This is a genomic window from Azospirillum humicireducens (assembly GCF_001639105.2).
Taxonomy (GTDB): Bacteria; Pseudomonadota; Alphaproteobacteria; order Azospirillales; family Azospirillaceae; genus Azospirillum; species Azospirillum humicireducens.
Genome location: NZ_CP028902.1, coordinates 20,263 through 38,538, shown reverse-complemented (window position 1 = coordinate 38,538; position 18,276 = coordinate 20,263). Strand labels below are relative to the sequence as shown.

Below are 18,276 nucleotides of genomic sequence, written 5' to 3'. Positions count from 1 at the left end.
CCAGGTTTTATGACACAGTAGAACTAGCGGAACTTTGCCGCTCAATGCAGCGTCAACCAGCCGGCCAGCACGGCGATGAAGGCCCCGGCCGTCGATCCCAGCACGGTCAGCAACGGCGACCAGCCCGCCCGAGGGCTCTTTTCGGCTGCGGCGCCATCCAGCCCGCGCAGGGTCTGGTCAATCCTCATCAGGAACACCTCCAGACCGCCGACGCGCTCTGTCAGCTCCTGCAGGGTTGCGGCCAGGGTCTCGGTCCGCTCCGCCTGCGCAGTTTCCAGGCGGGTGGCGTCGGTGCGCAGAGCCGCCACCCCTTCGCCGGCATCGCGCAGAAGCCGGCCGAGGGTCTGCTGGGACGCGGCAAGCTGGCGCTGGTCGCGGCGAAGCGCGTCGATCCGCTCGCCGATGCGCTGCAGATGCGGCCCCAGCAGGCGGTCGAGCCGCTGGTCCTCCGGGTTGGGCTGCGCGAAGGTCACGGTCTCGCCGGTGGAGGGCGAGCGGACGACGGCGACCACCCGCGACGGATCGGCCCCCTCGGGCAGGGTCAGTTCGGCTTCGAAGGCGTGCGCGCCGTCGCCGATGCCGCCGCCGGCCAGATCGGCCCGCGGCCGGTCGGCCAGCACCCGCGCCAGCGTCACCGGCGGACCGCCGTCCCGCTCCAGCCGCAGTTCCACCTCAAGCCGGTCGCCGGGATGATTGCCGTCCCAGCCCCAGCCGAAGACGCGCCCGCCCTGCAGGGCGTCGATGTGGCCGACGATGGCCGCCCCCTGCGGCGCCTCGGCCGCGGCGGCGGGGTCGTGAAGCTCGACGATCTTTGCGGTGGCAGACATCGGACCCGTTCCGGTTGGAGTGGGGATTTGCGGGCTCACGCCGCCTTGCGCTCGGTGCTGCGGCGCAGGGTATGGCTCGGCATGCGGTGGGGGACGTAATTCTCGTCCAGGAATTCCCGCATGTCGCGATAGCGCTGGTAGTAGGTGCGGTTGAACTTCTCGAACAGGCTCTGGTCCCAGTATTCCTCAAGGACAAAGGGCTTGTCCGAGTAGACGTTGTAGCAGGGGATCGCGAAGGTCTCCGCGAACTCAGCCGTGCGGCTGTCATAGCTGAAATAGACCGACGGCGTGGCGTTCGACAGGGCCATCAGATTGCCGTGCAGACGGTAGCCCAGCACCAGATCCTTCGACCGCACGAGGCTCTCGTAATCGGCGACGACGTCCGAGTACCACAGGCGCTCGCGGTACAGCGTGTCCATCTCGTCGTCGAAATACCACTGCTTCAGCCAGGCGCTGTCATGCAGGTGCGTCCAGGCCTCCGCCTTCTGCTCCCCGGTGCCCCACAGCAGCTTCTTCTCCTCCACCTCGCCCTGCATCATCAGCACGGTGTCGAAGCGGCGGGAGATGTCCTTCACGAAGTCGCGGTGCCGTTCCAGATACTTGCGCACGTCCGGCGAATAATGCTTGGAGACTTCGCGGCGCATGGTGATGCCGACCTTGCGCACGCTGTCCAGAGCCGGCAGGTCGATGCGCAGTTCCGGATCGCGGTTGCGGAAGGCGGTCGGACAGCCGACGATGCGGGTGTTCTTGATGCCGAGGTCCCACAGCACTTCGGCGGTGTAGGTGCCGCGCACGCCGAGCGTCGTCGACCTGTCGGCGATCATCCGCCAGATGCGCTTGCTTTCCTCGGTCAGCGTCAGCTTGCCGGTCGCCGGCGCCTGGGCACCGACGCCGAAGGCGATGACGGGGATTCGCAGCTTGGCCAGCACCTGGATGGTCGCCGCCGGCCAGTCCATCGAATCGTGGATGTAGTTGCTGCCGCGCAGGAAGACGTAATCATACTCGGCATTGATCCGGTCGACGGCCTCCTGCCGGAATTCGCGGATCTCCAGCACATCCAGCTTGTCGTAGGTCAGCAGCTTCAACGAGGAGTCGAAGACGAAGGCGTCGCCGATGTTGTGATAATGACCGATGCTGCGCTGAATGTCCTGGTAACTGTACCAGCGCACGCAGTCGTGATCGTAGACTTCGCCCGACGGAATCATGACGAGGATATTGGCCACGGCGGCTCTCCCTGGGTTGGGCGACGATGGGGATGGGGTGCGGGCCCGGCGCGGAACCGGGCGCAGGTCGGTCAGGAACGTTGCGCCACCGCGCGTTCCGGGATGGAGGGTGCGGCGCCGCCGGCGGCCAGCAGCGCGTCGAACAGCTCCGCATGCTGGCGGGCGCATTCGGCGCGGTCGATGGGGCGGCGGATGCGCAGGCGCAAGCGGTCCCACAGGTCGGGCGAGGTCAGCGCCTCCGTCATGCGGTCCACCAGATCCTCGACGCTGCCGTTGCGGAAATGCAGGCCGTCGACGCCATGGGTCACCTTCTCCGCCATGCCGCCGATGTTGCTGGCGATGATCGGACGGCCATGCAGGAAGGCCTCCTGGATGACGACGGGGGAGTTCTCCCACCAGATCGACGGGATGACCATCCAATCGACGTCCTTCATCAGGCCCGGCAGCTCGGCGGAGCGGTAGCTGCCATAGAAGCGAACCCGGTCGCCAGCCTTCTCAACCGCGTCGTTGAAGCGCTTCTGATAGGCCTCCGGCTGGCGTTCCAGGTTGCCGCCGAAGATCATCAGCGCACCGTCCTCGCCCCAGGCCTTGTCGGAGAGGCGCGACACCGCCTCCACCAGCAGATGGGCGCCCTTGAACTCGGTCAGCTGGCCGAAGAAGGCGAAGCGGTTGCGCTTGCCGCCGCGGGCGACCGGGCGCGGCGGGGCGATGCCTTCGATGGTCAGGCCGTTCTCGATCATGCGGAACTTCTCGCGCGGCAACCCCCAGTCGACATAGCGGTCGATCAGGAAGTTCGACGGGCTGACATAGAAGTCCGCCTGCTCCAGGAAGGTCTTCAGGAACAGCTCGCGCTTGAAGAACTCCGCCTCGCCGATGTGGGGGAAGCAGCCGGCGCAGTCGGCCGGGCTGGCGCGGTAGCACAGCGCATTGCGGCTGGTCTTCACCATCTGGCCATGGTGGTGGCAGATCGACAGATATTCATGCAGCGTCACCACGATGGGCACGCGCGGCAGCGCCTGCCGCACCGCCTGGATGGTCTCGATCCCCAGCCCCAGGAAATGGTGGAAGTTCACCACATCCGGCTGAAGGTCGCGGACATAGCGGACGAAGTCCTTCTCCAACCCCGGCAGGTTGCGGTTGGACAGTCGGAAATGGTCGTAGTCGTTGGCGTAATACAGCACCTCCCGTTCCTTCTGGCGAAGCGCCATCAGGGCGGAGCCGCGATGCTGGGCGATGGGCGGCGCCACGCGGGCCAAATAATGGCTTTCCCAGCCCGGCAGATCGTGCAGGCCGTTGTGCAGGTTGTAGGAGGCGACCTCACCCCCGCCCAGCGAGAAGGAGGGGTGGCCATGGCTGATGATCAGCGCGCGCTTGGTCTTGCTCATCGGGTGACCGTTTTCCGGGGCGGAGAGGGGAAGTGGTTGAAGAAGCGATGCATTAAGCCGCGATCGACGCCTTCCAGCGCTCCGCGAAGCTCCATTCGTCGACCAGGGCGCTCATGCGCTCCAGCCGGGGGTCGCGGGCGTGGTGGGACTGCTCGTCGAGCGCCACCAGCCGGACCTTCGGCAGCCACAGGCAGGAACCGCCGGCCGCCCGCACCCGCAGGCACAAATCCAGCCCCTTCGGCTCCAGCCCGAGATAGCGGCCACCCTCGGCCATGGCGCGGGCCAAAAGCTCGCGCGGCAGCAGGGCGCAGTCGGCGGAGGCGGCATCGACCGCCGCAGCCTCCTGTTCCTTCAGCCAATCGCGCGGATAGCCGACGAAGCGGCGTTCGTAGGTGATCGTGCCGCCCGGCCCCTCCACGGCGACGATGCCGGCGAAGCGGACCGAATGGTCCTCGTACAGCAGGGTCGGGCTGACCATCACCGGCGCCAGCGCGGCGGAGCCGACGGCGTTCGGCTTGCGGATCGCCCGTTCCAGTGCCGACAGCCAGCCGCGCTCGGTCGGCAGCACCGACGGCGACAGCAGCAGGACACGGTCGGCCCGCGCATGCGGCAGCGATGCCGCCACCGCCTCGAACGGATCGGCTGCCGTGGGCGCGGCGACGAAGCCGACCGCCAGACGGTAGAAGCCGGCGGCCTGCCGGACCATGCCGGCCAGCCGCTCATGGGTGCCGGCGCCGGCCACCACCAGGATCTCCGCCTCGGCGAAGTCCGGGTCGTTCGCCATGCGGGCGAGGTTGAGGTCGACATCCTGACGACCGTCGCAGACCGGAAGAACCACCGACACGCGCGGACTCCTCAGCGCGCGGCCCATCGGATGCAGGACGGAGGACGACGCTTCACGACCGGACGCCGCGCAACGCAGCATCGGCCCAAGGTGGGTGGAGACGATGCCGTCGATGGCCGGGCTGTCGGGATTGACCGCCCCCAGCATCCGGCGCAGCGAATCGCCGGTCGGCGGCTGGCAGGGCAGCGGCAGGAAGGCGATGCCGTCGGCGAGCGTCAGTTCCAGGTGGAATTCGGCGTCGGCGGCGATGCCGGCCGGCTCGCGGGCGAAGGCGGTGAAGCCGTGAGCGTCGTTGCCCGGCATCAGGCGTCCGGAGAACAGCGGGTCATGGGCGAAGGCGTCGGACACGTCCTTGCGGGCCAGCCGCGACCAGTCGGCGTCCAGCCGCGCCGTCATGCCGCCGCACTTCACCGTCACCGCCCGCACCGCCTGGGTGGGGTCGAGCAGCCAGCCGCAGACGAACAGGCCGGCGCCCGGCACCCGCACCGCCATGTCCAGCCCCATGCGCACCGGCGCCTGCAGCTGCGACACCGTCTCGACCCCGTTGTAGCGGGCGGCGATGGCGGCGGCGATGCCGCGGCGGGCGGCATCTCCCTGCAGTTGGCCCAGCATGTCGCGGGCATGGGCGGAGGCGACGCCGTCGGCCAGAAGCTGCCGATGCTCGAAGATCGCCAGATGGCGCCAGCCGTCGGCGGCGCGGAAATGGATGCGGCGGATACTGTCGGGAGGGGCGACCGGCCCTTCCAGAACCGTCAGCAGGCCGGCGGCATCGTCGGGCAGGTCCGGACGGTGGAACGGGGCAGCGGCGATGGCGTGGGGACGCAGTTCCTCGGCCTCGACCAGCACATGGGGCAACACATGGGCGGCGCCGGCCGGAAAGCCGTGCGACCAGCCCTGCACCATCAGCGCGCCGTCGCGGAAGCGGCCCAGCACCTCGGCGAAGCCATCCGGGCGGGACGCCTCATGCGCCAAGCCGGACAGCAGGCGGGTGCGGCGGTGGCCCTCCCCCGCTTCGCCCTGTCCCATCGCCGGGCCGGACAGCAGGGTCACGGCGACATCCAATGCAGTGTCGAGCGACTGCGGCTGCACCTCGCGCAAGGCGGCGACCAGATGAGCCGGGTTGGTACGGACGTTCGACAGGCGGGGCAGCAGCAGATGCTTGCCCTGGGCATCCTCGATCTCGATGCGGGACGGGCGCATGTGGGCCAGCCCGGTGACGCGGATGGCGCCCAGGAACCAGCGCTCCCCCGCTCCGTCGACCCAGCAGCCGCCACGGAAACGCCCGTCGATCATGCCGTCGAGCATCACCACGCTGTCGGCCGGCAGGGGCTGGTCGATGGCGCCGAACAGCATCAGAGTGTCCTCGTCCAGCAGGACGGCGGCAGTGACGTCGGCCTTGGTGCTGCGGTCCTTCATCGGGTGCGGTTCCCCTGGATAAGAGCGGCGGGCGTTGGTGAGAGCAGTTCGCCGTAGAGCGCGAGGTGGAGCGATGCGGCCTCCTCCGTCGGGCGGACGGCGGGGATGTTGGCCGACAACCGCTCCCACAGGCCGGGTTCGGTCATGGCGCGGGTCATGACGCGGGCGAGGTCAACGGGGTCGTTGGGGCAGACATGCAGGCCGTCGACACCGTCGCGTACCGCCTCCGCCATGCCGCCGATGCCGCTGACGATGACCGGGCGGCGGTGCTGGAAGGCCTCCTGGATCACCAGGGGCGCGTTCTCCCACCAGATCGACGGCATCACCACCCAGTCGGCGGCGGCCATCAACGCCGGCATCTCCTGCGGCCGGTAGGGGCCATGGGCGGTGGCGAGACCGCGCGCCGCCTCGAAGCCGTCGGCCACGCGCTGGCGGAACTCCGGCGTCTGGTACAGGCTACCGCCATGGACGGCCAGCGACGGGGAAAGCCCCTGGCGCGCCATACGGGCGATGGCATCGAGCGCCACGGTGACGCCCTTGAACGGGTTCAGGTTGCCGAAATAAGCGAAGGCGTCGCGTGCCGCACCGGGGGCGAGGTCGCGCGCCGGGGCAGGATCCACGGTGGGGCGGCTGTTCGCCATCACCTCGATCCGGGCGGGATCGAGACCCCAGGCGACATAGCGGTCGCGCAGAAAGCGGCTGGGCGCCAGGAAGCGGTCGACCAACCCGAACATCGCCTTGATGTGCTTCTCGCGCAGCAGGAACTGGTCGGCCGGCCGGTCGGGGAAGCAGCGGCGGCAGGCGTCCGGCGACGCCCTGGTGCAGAGCGTGCGCGTCCCGTCCTCGCCGCGCGGCGGGGTGACCATCTGTCCGTCATTGGCGCAGATCGGGTAATAGTCGTGCAGGGTGTAGACGATCTTGGCATCCGGGCAGACACGGCGGATCAGGAACAGCATCTCCACGCCCAGCAGCAGCGTGTGATGCACATGCACGATGTCCGGCCGGAAGGCGCGCAGCAGGTTCGACAGGTCGGGGACCAGCCCGTGCAGGTCGATCTGGCTCTGGTGGAAATGGTCGAAATGACCGGCCCACAGCAGCACCTCGTCGGCGCTGCGGCCCAGCGTCTGGAAGCCGGTGCCGGGGCGCGGCGCGCGGTGGATGTCGTTGGTGCAGGCCAGGAACAGGCACTCGGCGCCGGCAGCCTTCAGGCCGCCGAACAGCTCGTGCGCGAAGATCTCGGTGCCGCCGGGATGCAGGCTCGGGTGGTTGTGCGCGATCAGCAGCACCCGCGGCGGCCGGGCGGCCACCAGCGGACGCGCCGGCTGGCGCGGAGCGGGACGGGCGGCCTGATTGGCGGGGAGCAGCGGAAGGCGGCGCCGGCTCATGGCGCGGTCCCCTTCTCCAGAACCAGCAGATCCTGGAAATTCTCGGCCTCGCGCTGGCCGCTCCAATGACCGCGCATCACGGCGCGGGCGGGGCGCAGGCCATGGGCGGCGAAGCGGTCGAGCAGGAACTCTTCGTCATAGGCGACGGCGGCGTTGGGATGCTCCGGATCTGCCAGCAACTCCACGCCCGGCGCGTCACGGAAGGCCGGGCGAGCGGTGCCCTTGGCAATGCCGGCGCGCGCGGCGGCATCGGCCAGGAACAGGCTGAGGAAGCAGCGCCCGCCCGGCTTCAGCACCCGCGCGATCTCCGCCGCGTAACGCTCGGTATCTGCCGTGCGCAGGTGGGTGATGACCGAGGTCAGGATGACGAAGTCATAAGCGCTCGCCTTGAAGGGCAGCGTCGCCGTCTCCCCCTCGATCCGGCCGTCGGGATTGTACAGGCCGTTGGCGACGTCGAGATGGTGGAAGCGGAATTCCGGATAGGCCGGCGTGATGGTCGAGGCGCACCAGCGGATGCCGTCCAGCACGATGTCGATGCCGTCGTAGGACCCGTCCAGATACTGCGTCAGCGGGAGCGCCATGCGGCCGACGCCGCAGCCGATCTCCAGCACCGTGTGGTCGGGGCGCAGGCCGCCGAGACGGACGAAATGGCGCAGGAACTCCGCCCCGATTGCGCGGAAATCGCCGTCGCCGATGAAATGCAGTTCGGGCGGCGGCACCGGCAGGAAGCGGTTGCGCGCGATCTGGGCGCAGAGCCATTCCAGCCGCGGATCGGTCTGGCGGCGCAGGACGGCAAGCTGCGGGGTCGGCAGAATCGCGTTCATCGGGTCACCTGTGCTGTCTTGCGGCTGCTGCCGGTCCTGGAGGGGTGTGCCTCGTCGTCGGCGCACCAGTCGCGCGCCATCAGTTCGGCCATGCGGTCGGCCCAGCGGCGGCCATGGAGCCAGCGGTTGTATTCGGAGGCGACTCCGCGGGTGTAACCCTGGTGCCGGCCGATGGAGCGGCGTTCCAGATGGTAAAGTTCGACCGACGGGGCATAGCGGATGTCGAGACCCTGGCCGCGGATGCGCAGACAGAGGTCCGAATCCTCGAAGTCGCCGATGATGTAGTCTTCGCACAAGCCGCCGGCAGCGGTGTAGGCGGCGCGCGTGGTCAGCAGGCAGGCGCCGGTGACGCCGGGAACCGGGCGCGGGCGGCAGGCGGCGGCGAAGTCGCGCGGCAGGCCCTTGAAGTAGTGATGGTTGTACCAGGCGCCCTGCAGGTCGCGGTCGAAGTAGAGGCCGGCATGCTGAAGGCTGTCGTCGTCGAACAGCAGCTTCGGTCCGACCGCGCCGATGCCGGGACGCTCCTCCAGGGCCGCGACCAGCTGCGGCAGCCAGCCGGCGCGGTCGGGCACCACGTCGGAATTGAGAAGCAGCAGGCGGTTGGCGCGGGCCACGGCCACGCCGGCATTGTTGGCGGCCGAATAGCCGTAATTGGCGCTCTGCACCAGCAGCAGCATCGGCTGGCCGTAGAGGCCATGGAAGCCGCGCAGCAGATGCACCACCTCGTCGCGCTGCTCCGGGCTGTCGAGCACGAAGACCAGCTCCGCATCGGCCATATCCTGGTCGGTGGCGAAGCTGGATATCTGGAAGCGCAGGAACTCCAGCGTGCGATAGAGCGGGATGATGACCGACACCGCGGGCTTGGCCTTGCGCTCGCCATAGACGACCAGTTCCGGTTCGCCGCGGGTGGCGAGATGGGCGGCGTGCAGCGGGGCGACGGCCGGGCCGATGACGGTCTCCAGCAGTTCGGGCGTGGCGAAGCGCGGCGGCAGGCTGCCCAGCACGGCGGCGCGGGCGTCGGCATCAGCGCGCGGTCGCGGCGGCGGGACGAGGCGCAGCGCGCCGCCGGACGCCAGCCGAAGCTCCGCCGTCACCTGAAGCGCCTCCGCCGGTTCGGGAATCCCCGGCAGATGGATGACGAAGCCGCTGCGGTCGATGCCGTTGATGCCATAGAGCTTGGCGACATCCTCGCGCGGGAAGCGGTGCGGCAAGCGCTCCACCCGGCGTTCGCCGCCGAAGGGGGTGTGGACCGCCAGTTCCGTCGCCAGCCCATGCGGATCATGCAGCCAGCCGGAGAGGAACAGACCGCCGTCAGCCGTGGGAACCGCCAGATCGAGCGAGGCGCCGATCGGCCGCCTGGCGTCGGCGGCCTGACGGCGCGGCAGCGGGGCCAACGCCTGCAGTTCGCTGACCGCCGACGCGGCCGACGCATCGCTGCGGCCACGCTTGGCGAGGCAGGACAACAGGTAATGACGGAGCGCGGCCGGCGTGTCGGGGCGGGCGTTCAGCCGGTCGGTCAGGGTCGGCAGACCGGTGCCTTCCTCGGGGAAGCGGCGGCAGGCGACGCCGTTGGCGCCCAGCACCACCAGCAGGTTGCCCGGCGCGCACAGCCCGCGGTCGATCAGCAGATCGAAGGCGATGCGCCCTTGCCCCGCCGGATCGGCGCCGATGCAGGCGTCGAAGGGCGCCCGCGCCACCGCATCGGGGGACAGCACCACCAGACCGGTGATGGCCCCGAAGCGGCCGGACAGCACCCCGGCGCACAGCAGCAGGCCGCCGCCCGCCGTCGCGCGGACCGCCAGCATCGCCGGCTCTGCCGCACGGTCGAGCACCAGCCGGCGGCACAGCGCGGCGAACGCGGCATCGCGGCGCAGCGCCGGGGTGGAGCAGGCGAAATCGAAGAGGAAGCGCAACACCCGCAGCCGCCCGGCACCCTCCAGGCTGCCCAACAGCCCGGCGGGATCAAGGTCGGCGGCACCGGATTCGGTGCGAAGCTCGGCGATCACGCGGTTGTTGGCGATGAAATGGATGGGCATCCGCGGGTCGCGCGGTGCCGGCAGGATCGACAGGACGCGGCGGGCGCCCCAGCCGCTGTCGATGGTCAGGGTGGTGAAGGGCGGACGCACCGGCTCGCCATCGACGCTCGGCGTGATCGAACCGACGGCATCGGCCGCGCCATCCATCGTCCAGGCGACGAGGAGGAAGCGGCGGCCCAGTGCCAGACGTTGGGCGGGGGCGATCGACACCGAATTCGGCAGGACGGCGATGACGGTCATGGATTGGATTCCGGCAGCGTCGGTGGTTTGAAAGGCGGAACTCAGGCAAAGGGGGACCGGCGGCGGCCTTCACACCACCGGTCCGTCCCTCTCGGGCGTCGCTTTGAAAGCTCAGCTCGATCGGTGCCCGGTTAGTGGATGACGAAGAAGTCGTTCGGGTGGTTGTGGATGTCCGCAGCCGAGACGCCCTTCAGCGTGATGCTGTCGCCATGGCCGAGGTCGATCACGGCGTCGCCATGCTGGTCGGTGACGCGGGCGGCCAGATCGGCGGCGTCGGTCACTTTCAGGCCGTTGATGTTGCGGGCGATCTGCAGCACGTCCTCGCCGGCCTTGAAATCCAGGACCACGTCCTGGCCGCCGCCGCCGGAGAAGATGAAGACGTCGTGCCCGGCGCCGCCGGACAGCAGGTCGTCGCCCTTGCCGCCTTCCAGACGGTCGTTGCCGTCGTCGCCGAACAGGGTGTCGTCGCCGTCGCCGCCGATCAGCACGTCGTTGCCGGTGCCGCCATGCAGGATGTCGTCGCCCTTGCCACCGTCAAGGATGTCGTCATGGCCGCCGCCGACCAGGATGTCGTCACCCTTGCCGCCGGTCAGCATGTCGTTGCCGTCCCCCCCGGACAGCACGTCGTCGCCGGTGCCGCCGTCCAGAACGTCGCGCCCGGCTCCGCCGATCAGAACGTCGTCACCGCTCCCCCCCAGGATGATGTCGTCGCCCGAACCGCCGTCGATGATGTCGTTGCCGTTACCCCCCAGCAGCATATCCGCCGCGGTGCCGCCATGGATCACGTCCGCACCGTTCCCCCCGAACAGAGCGTCATGTCCATCGCCGCCGAGCAGGGTGTCCGCGCCGTTGCCCCCCAGCAACAAATCGTTACCCTGCCCGCCGTCGAGAAGATCGGCGTGATTGCCGCCGATCTTCACGTCGTCGTAGCTGCCCCCAGGAACCGTAGCCATCGTAGGTGTCTCCTTGCGATGTGATTGGGATTTTTGGGCCGTCTTTCGGCCTCGCTCGAAAGGCTGAGCTCGCCTTTCGGTGTAACCAAAACTATCGGGTGGATAGTGTGATAAAAGACGGGCCTTTGGAAGAAAAAGTTGAGTCAGAACAGAAGAATCTCACAGAACAACGCATTGTCTGTATTTTCAAAAAGAGAGTTAGTCTGAATTGCTTCGAAATTCTAAGCAGTTCCTATTTTAAATAATGTTGGTCAGACTCACTTCCAAACTCTGGATTGCCCTCAACCCATCGGATCACCAGGAAAAGTTCTCTTGGTTAAGAGATGGTTTTTAAAAATCAGTTCGCCCACATAATGCCACGGGGTCGGCGCGCCGGTGGATTCGGTGGCCGGCCGCCATCGTGTCTTGCAGGGAACCTTGCCCATTGCACCCGTGGGCGCCCTTCGCAGAATACTCACATATGCAAGTAAAAGCCGATTTCGGCACAGTAAAACTCTCATGGACCCGACATGGAATGGCAAAAGGGCCGGCGTGGGGGACGCCGGCCCTTTCACGGGACCGCTTGCGGGGGATGGACCCACATGCCCGCGGTCCCAGCCCGCACCGGCCCAACGGGGGAGGGCCGGAGGGACGGGCATACCGTCTATTTCTCGCGGAAGGCCCGCTGCATTCCATCCGTCAGCGGAGTCAGGAAATAGTCGATGGCGCGGCGGGCATGGCCATGGATCATCACCTCCGCCGGCATGCCGGGATGCAGATCGACACCCGGCAAGGCCTTCAATTCCGCCGCATCCATGCTGATCCGGGCGGCGAAATAGAAGGCGCCGGTGCGCTCGTCCTCCAGCTGATCGGCCGACAGCGACAGCACCTGCCCGGCCACCGGCGGCACCGAGCGCTGGCGATAACCGGTCAGCTTCACCATCGCCTTGCTGCCGACCTCCACATTCTGCACGTCGTGGGGGGAAACCCTTGCCTCGACGATCATGGCATCGTCCTGCGGCACGATGTCGAGAATGCCGGCGCCGGCCGGTATGACGCCGCCGGTCGTGAAGAATCGCAGGCCCGTCACCCGCCCCGCCTGCGGAGCCGTGACCGCCTGGCGCAGCAGGATGTCGTCGGCGCTACGCAGGCGTTCCGACAGGTCGGAGACGCTGGCCTGGGCCGTCTGCAGATCGACCGCCACCTCGGACCGGCGGGTGTTGCCGAGGTTGATCATGGTCAGCTCGGCCGCCGCGATGGCCTGTTCCGCCTTGGACTTGTTCGCCATCAGCTCGCCCAGCCGTCCTTCGGAATCGGCGACGTTGCGCTGAAGCTCCAGCAGGCGCGGCTTGCGCTCGTAGCCCTTCGCCAGCAGGCCCTGCACCACCTGCAATTCGTCGCGGGTGTAGCGCAGCCGGTCGGCGGTGGCGACGCGCTGGGATTCCAGCGCCGCGATCTCGTCCCGCAGCTGGGAGATCTGCCGGCGCTGGATGCCCATCTGCGCCTCGTGGCTGTCCAGCCGGGAACGGAACAGCCGTTCCTCGACCGCCATCGCCTCGGCGGCCACCGGATTGTCGCGGGCCGCCTTCACCAGATCCTCGCTGAACAGCGGCTTCGGGCCGTCGGACTGTTCGGCCCGCAGCCGGCCGAGCCGGGCCAGCGCCGTCCAGTATTGGCCCTGCAGCTGCGACACCACCGCCTGGCTCTGCGTCGAATCCATCCGCAGCAGCACCTGGCCCGCCCGCACGAGGTCGCCGTCCTTGACCAGCAGGTCGCGCAGGATGCCCCCTTCCAGGTGGGAGACGGTCTTGCGGTGGCTTTCCACCATCACCGTGCCGGCGGCGAGTGCCGCGCTGTCCAGGCTGGCGGTGAAGCCCCAGGTCAGGAAGCCGCCGAAGCCGACCAGCACGGCCAATGCTCCGGCCAGCGCGGTGCTGCGCAGCGACGGTTCGGCCGGAGCCACGTCGATGGTCGCCGTCCAGACCTTCGGAGCCGCAAGAGCTGGCGTTTCGCTGGTCATCGTTGCTCTCCACTGCGGACGAGTCTGGTCACGCCGGCGGGAACGCCGCCCGGCTGAACCAGTTTCAGGACATCGGCACGGGCGCCGAAATGCTCGACGGCACCCTCCTTCATCACCACCAGCCTGTCGGCCACCGCGACGATGGAGGGGCGGTGGGCGATCATCACCACGGTGGTGCCGTCGGCTTTCACCTTATGGATGGCGTTCAGCAGGGCCTGCTCGCCCTCATGGTCGAGGTTGGAGTTCGGCTCGTCCAGCACCAGCAGCCGGGGCCGGCCGAACAGGGCGCGGGCAAGCGCGATGCGCTGCCGCTGTCCGCCGGACAGGGAAAAGGCGCTCTCGCCCACCGGCGTGTCGTAGCCGAAGGGCAGGCGGCCGATCATCTCATGCACGCCGGCCAGCCGGGCGGCGCGGACGATCTCCGCCGGATCGGCGTTGGCCATGCGGGCGATGTTCTCACCGATGGTGCCGTCGAGCAGCGCCACAGACTGCGGAAGATAGCCGACATATTTGCCGAAGCTCTCGCGCTCCCACAGATAGGTGCTGGTGCCGTCCAGATAGATGCCGCCGGCGGTCGGCTGCCAGACGCCGACCAGCAGGCGGGCCAGCGTCGATTTGCCGGCCCCGGACGGCCCGATGATGCCCAGCACCTCCCCCGCCCCGGCGGCGAAGGAGACGTTGCGCAGCACCGGGCGGTTCAGGCCGGCCGGCACATGGCTGACGCGGTCGACCGCCAGCGTCCCCTGCGGCGCCGGCAGCGGCATGGTGGAGCGGGCGGAAGCGCCGTTGTTCAACAGGTCGCGGATGCGGCGGTGCGCCTCCAGCGCCTTGACCCACTGGCGCCAGCCGTCGACCAGCTGTTCGAAGGGCTGCAGCAGCCGCCCGGTGATGAGGCTCGCCGCCATCATGCTGCCGGGGGTCGCCAGATTGTCGATCACCAGCGTGGCGCCGGCGGCGATCACGCCCACCTGCAGCATCAGGCGCAGCGAGCGCGACGCCGCGGCCAATGCGCGCGACGTCGTTGCGCCGCGGTCGATCATGCCGGCGGATCCGCTCTGCGCCACCTGCCAGCGCCGCGCCAGGGCCGGCAGCATGCCCATCGCCTCGATGGCCTCGGCATGGCGGACGGTCCCGGCGATGTCGGCGAAGACGCGGGCCGACGCCTCGTTCGCTTCGGCCATCGGCCGCCGGGTCAGCGCATCGGTCAGCACCCCCATCACCATCAGGACCAGCGCGGAGCCGATGGCGAGGAAGCCGTAGACCGGGTTCAGCAGGAACAGGATCACCAGAAAGATCGGCGCCCAGACCAGCTCCAGCGGAGCGGTCACGGCGCTGCTGGTCATGAAGGCGCGCAGGTCGTTCAGGTCGCGCATGGTCTGCGCCGCGTTGCGCGGCCCGCCCGACAGCGCGTCGACGATGGACGCCTCCAGCGCCGGCACGTTGAAGCGGTGGGCGATCACGGCGCTGGTCACCAGGAAGGCGCGGGCGCGGATGAAGTCCAGCACGCCATAGAGCGCCAGCGCCCCCACCGCGATGATCGCCAGCATCGTCAGCGTTTCCAGGCTGCGGCTGCTCATCACGCGGTCGTAGACCTGCATGGTGAAGAGCGGAACCACCAGCATCAGGAGATTGACGAACAGGCTGAGGATGCCGGCCAGCAGCAGGCCATGCCCGATCTTCCGGTAGGCTTGGGTCAGCAGGGGCCGATCCACGGAACTCATCTTCGATCCTTCCTGGTGGAGGATTGGCCGGTCGAGGCGGCGCTGGAACTCGGGAGGAGGAAAACGGAAAAATCTGCCGGCGGATGATGCGCTGGACAGGAAGCCGGCCGGGGGGCGCCGGATGCGGCCGGTCCGTTGGAGGAGCGGGCGCCTATGAATGGCCGGTCAGGACGCGGGGGGAGGCGTCGGCGGATCTGGCACGCCCAAGCCTTACACCGGGAACATTTTAGAGACGTGTGACAAGTTTCGGCTCCTACCCCTTTCAATCTCCCGCAAAAGGGGTGTCAGACAGCCGTCAAACGGTTGATTTTTCTTCTGTATTCGGCACTTCACCTAAGGTCTTAGGCCGTTTTGGGTGGGGTTTCCAGCCATCTGGTCAGAGCGCTTGGTTATCGTGCATGCTGCGCCGCGATGAATTGCGCAGGGCGCCGGGTTCCCCCCCAACCCGCCCCTGCCCCGCTCCCCCTTTCCTTCCACCATGCCGGCCGCCCGTCTCCGGTTGCGGCCCGAATTCCGGTTCCCCGGAAGCCGGCTTAAGGAAACCCGATCCATGACGACCCCGAAGACCATCCTCGTCACAGGCGGCGCCGGATATGTCGGCAGCCATTGCGTGGCGGAGCTTCTCGACCATGGCCATCGCGTCGTGGTGTTCGACAATCTGCGTCAGGGCCATGCCGCCGCCGTTCCACCCGAGGCCGCTTTCGTCAGGGCCGACCTCGCCGACGAGACGGCGCTGGCCCGCGTCTTCTCGGAATGGCGCTTCGATGCGGTGTTCCATTTCGCAGCATTGTCGGTGGTCGGCGACTCGATGCGCGACCCGCACGCCTACCTGCACGGCAACAGTGTCACCTCGCTGAACCTGATCCGCGCCGCGGTGACGGCCGGGGTGAGAAAGCTGGTCTTCTCCTCCACCGCCAACCTGTTCGGCTCGCCCAAGCGGATCCCCATCGACGAGGATGAGGCGGTAGATCCCGGCAGCCCCTATGGCGAATCGAAGTTCATGATCGAGCGCGCCCTGCATTGGGCCGACCGCTGCCACGGCCTGCGTTCCGCCTGCCTGCGCTACTTCAATGCCGCCGGAGCGCATCCGAACGGAAAGCTGGGCGAGGACCACAGCCCGGAGACGCACCTGATCCCGCTGGTGATGGATGCCGCCACCGGCAAGCGTCCGCACATCGAGATCTTCGGCAACGATTACGACACGCGCGACGGCACCTGCATCCGTGACTATATCCATGTCTGCGATCTGGCCGACGCCCATCTTCGGGTGCTGGACGCGCTGGAGGAGCGGTCGGTCCGCTACAATCTCGGCAACGGCACCGGCTACAGCGTGCGCGAGGTGATCTCGTCGGTGGAGCGCATCACCGGGCGGACGGTGCCGGTGAAGGTCGGCCCGCGGCGGCCCGGCGACCTGCCGGTGCTGATCGCCTCGTCGGAGCGCATCCGCCGCGACCTCGGCTGGGAGCCGCGCTTTCCCGACCTGGACAGCATCATCGCCGGCGCCTGGGCGTGGCGCAGCGCGCACCCGCATGGGTTCCGCGGCCTCGCCGCCGCAGCGGAGTGAGTGGAACGAGAAGGATGGCGGCAATGGCAGAGCCGGGATCATGGACGCGATGAGCAACCTGAACTGGGACGATGACGACGCGCCCGAACCGGGACCGGAGGACAAGCCGGGCGGCGAACCCGCCCGGAAGCCCGGCGAGGAGCTCGACCTCGCCGACTTCCACGGCATGGCCCGCCTGATCGAGCGGATGCACCGCCGTTACCTGGACGTCGTGCGCGTCGGCCTGTCCAAGCAGGGCATCGAGGACATCGGCCCGGTCCAGGCGCTGATGGTGATGCTGATCGGCGAGGACGAACTGTCGGTCCGCGACCTGATGGAGCGCGGCTATTACCTGGGCTCCAACGCGTCCTACAGCCTGAAGATCCTGGTCGATGCCGGCTACATCAACCGCGCCGCCAACCAGCGCGACCGCCGCACCGCGCGGCTCCAGCTGACCGACAAGGGGCGGGAGCTGTGGGAGGGGCTGCGGCGGATGGAACAGGCCCAGGCCGAGGCGCTGGTGCGCAACGAGACCGAGGCCCGCGACCTGAAGGCCAGCTACCGCACGCTCCGCCGGCTCGACCGGCTGTGGGGCGACATGGTCCGTTATTCCTGCCTCGATTTCGATTGATGGGTTTTCGACCGATGCCGCAGCCGGGTGCCCCGATGCCACATGTCGCCCCCCAACCAGACGCGCCCAACCCGAACGCCCTGTCGTCGCGGGATGTCGAACGCCTGCTGACCTCGCCCACCGCGGAGACGCGGATCGAGACGATGAACAAGCTGTTCCACGACCTGGAGGCCGGCGCGCTCAGCCCGGCCGAACGGTCGCTGGCGATCGAGGTGGTGCATTGCTTCGCCGGGGACGCCCAGGTCGCGGTGCGCGAGGCGGTGGCCTGGCAACTGCGCAACAGCCCCCTGCTGACCGGGGAACTGGCCGAGCGGCTGGTCCGCGATGTCGGGCGGGTGGCCTTCCCGATCCTGCGCGACGCGGCGGGGCTGACCGACGACCTGCTGCTGGACGTGCTGTCCGATCCGGATTCCGGCAAGCATGTGGCGGTCGCCAGCCGGTCGACGGTGTCGGCCCGCCTGTCGGGAGCCATCGCGGAGCGCGGCAACGTCGTCGCCGTCACCGCCCTGTTGCGCAACGACGGGGCCGAGGTTCCGGACAGCGCGATGAACCGCGCGCTCGACCGCTTCGGCCGCGTCCGCATGGTCAGCGAGGCGGCGGCGACCCGTCCCGGCCTGTCGCTGGCGATGGTGGAGCGGGTGGTCGCCTTCGTGTCGGACAACATGCGCACCACCCTGATGCAGGCGCACGGCCTGTCGCGCGAACTGGTCGAACGGCTGGTGGAGCGCGGGCGGGAGGCGGCGACCATGCGGCTGCTGCGCCCGGTGCTGCGCGGCGCCGAGGACATCGACGCGGCGATCCAGTGGCTGCACACCAACCGTCGCCTGACGCCCGTGTTGCTGTTCCGGGCGCTGTGCGCCGGAGACCTGTCGCTGTTCGTCTCCGGCATGGCGCTGCGCGCCGGCATCCCGGCGGAGAATGCCCGCCGGCTGGCCTGGGACGACGGCGAGCTGGGCATGGCGGCGCTGCTGAAGAAGGCGGCCGTCGCCCCCGGCCTGACCCATCCCTTCCAGGTCGCGGTCGGCGTCGCCAAGCGTTTGGACTATGAGGGCGAGGAGAACCGGCGCGAGGATTTCCAGTCGGAGGTCATCAGCGAACTGTTCACCGCCTGCACCCCCACCAACGACTGGATGGTCGACGACCTGCTGCTGCAGCTGTTCGACCAGAAGTCGGAGGAGGTGATCGACCGGGCGCTGGATCAGGCCGGCCTGCCCTTCTCCCCGGTGCGGACGGTGCAGTGAGCGAAGCC

General features: G+C 68.7%; 13 protein-coding genes. 3 read left to right on the top strand and 10 right to left on the bottom strand.

Translation table 11 applies throughout. The features are described 5' to 3' along the window. Positions 1-41: 41 nt before the first annotated feature. From A6A40_RS14855 to A6A40_RS14810, 10 genes are all read right to left on the bottom strand, one after another. Positions 42-827: a hypothetical protein gene (locus A6A40_RS14855; protein ID WP_108546716.1), complete on the bottom strand. Its 786-nt coding sequence runs from the start codon at positions 825-827 to the stop codon at positions 42-44. A 35-nt stretch (positions 828-862) separates the two neighbouring features. After that, positions 863-2,050 carry a polysaccharide pyruvyl transferase family protein gene (locus A6A40_RS14850; RefSeq protein WP_108546715.1) on the bottom strand — a complete coding sequence of 396 codons (1,188 nt, stop codon included), beginning with the start codon at positions 2,048-2,050 and terminating at the stop codon, positions 863-865. A gap of 71 nt (positions 2,051-2,121) precedes the next feature. After that, entirely contained in the window at positions 2,122-3,435 is a 1,314-nt protein-coding gene (locus A6A40_RS14845) for a glycosyltransferase family 4 protein (protein ID WP_108546714.1), read from the bottom strand. Positions 3,436-3,487: 52 nt separating this feature from the next. Further along, complete coding sequence (locus A6A40_RS14840; protein WP_108546713.1) at positions 3,488-5,695, bottom strand: hypothetical protein; 2,208 nt, start codon at positions 5,693-5,695, stop codon at positions 3,488-3,490. Then, positions 5,692-7,080, bottom strand: coding sequence for a glycosyltransferase family 4 protein (locus A6A40_RS14835; protein ID WP_236783803.1), 1,389 nt, complete (start codon positions 7,078-7,080; stop codon positions 5,692-5,694). Before A6A40_RS14835 ends, A6A40_RS14840 begins: the two co-directional genes overlap by 4 nt. After that, complete coding sequence (locus A6A40_RS14830; protein ID WP_108546712.1) at positions 7,077-7,904, bottom strand: class I SAM-dependent methyltransferase; 828 nt, start codon at positions 7,902-7,904, stop codon at positions 7,077-7,079. Before A6A40_RS14830 ends, A6A40_RS14835 begins: the two co-directional genes overlap by 4 nt. Continuing rightward, positions 7,901-10,180: a glycosyltransferase gene (locus tag A6A40_RS14825; RefSeq protein WP_108546711.1), complete on the bottom strand. Its 2,280-nt coding sequence runs from the start codon at positions 10,178-10,180 to the stop codon at positions 7,901-7,903. The genes A6A40_RS14830 and A6A40_RS14825 overlap by 4 nt, the downstream gene beginning before the upstream one ends. Before the next feature lie 131 nt (positions 10,181-10,311). Further along, positions 10,312-11,133 (bottom strand): calcium-binding protein, encoded by an 822-nt coding sequence (locus A6A40_RS14820; protein ID WP_108546710.1) that lies wholly within the window; start codon positions 11,131-11,133, stop codon positions 10,312-10,314. 643 nt (positions 11,134-11,776) lie between these two features. Then, entirely contained in the window at positions 11,777-13,132 is a 1,356-nt protein-coding gene (locus tag A6A40_RS14815) for an HlyD family type I secretion periplasmic adaptor subunit (protein ID WP_108546709.1), read from the bottom strand. Further along, positions 13,129-14,853, bottom strand: coding sequence for a type I secretion system permease/ATPase (locus tag A6A40_RS14810; protein ID WP_108546708.1), 1,725 nt, complete (start codon positions 14,851-14,853; stop codon positions 13,129-13,131). Before A6A40_RS14810 ends, A6A40_RS14815 begins: the two co-directional genes overlap by 4 nt. Before the next feature lie 550 nt (positions 14,854-15,403). Between A6A40_RS14810 and galE the strand changes: the two genes are divergently transcribed. Genes galE through A6A40_RS14795 form a run of 3 tightly spaced genes read left to right on the top strand, consistent with a single transcriptional unit; the run spans position 15,404 to position 18,268 of the window. Continuing rightward, positions 15,404-16,417 carry a UDP-glucose 4-epimerase GalE gene (gene galE, locus A6A40_RS14805; RefSeq protein ID WP_108546707.1) on the top strand — a complete coding sequence of 338 codons (1,014 nt, stop codon included), beginning with the start codon at positions 15,404-15,406 and terminating at the stop codon, positions 16,415-16,417. Between the two features lie 40 nt (positions 16,418-16,457). Next, on the top strand, positions 16,458-17,027 hold the full coding sequence (locus tag A6A40_RS14800) for a MarR family transcriptional regulator (protein ID WP_108547236.1): 570 nt from the start codon (positions 16,458-16,460) through the stop codon (positions 17,025-17,027). A 35-nt stretch (positions 17,028-17,062) separates the two neighbouring features. Continuing rightward, a complete protein-coding gene (locus tag A6A40_RS14795) occupies positions 17,063-18,268 on the top strand; it encodes a DUF2336 domain-containing protein (RefSeq protein WP_236783802.1) in 1,206 nt (401 codons plus the stop codon). The last annotated feature ends 8 nt before the right edge of the window (positions 18,269-18,276 follow it).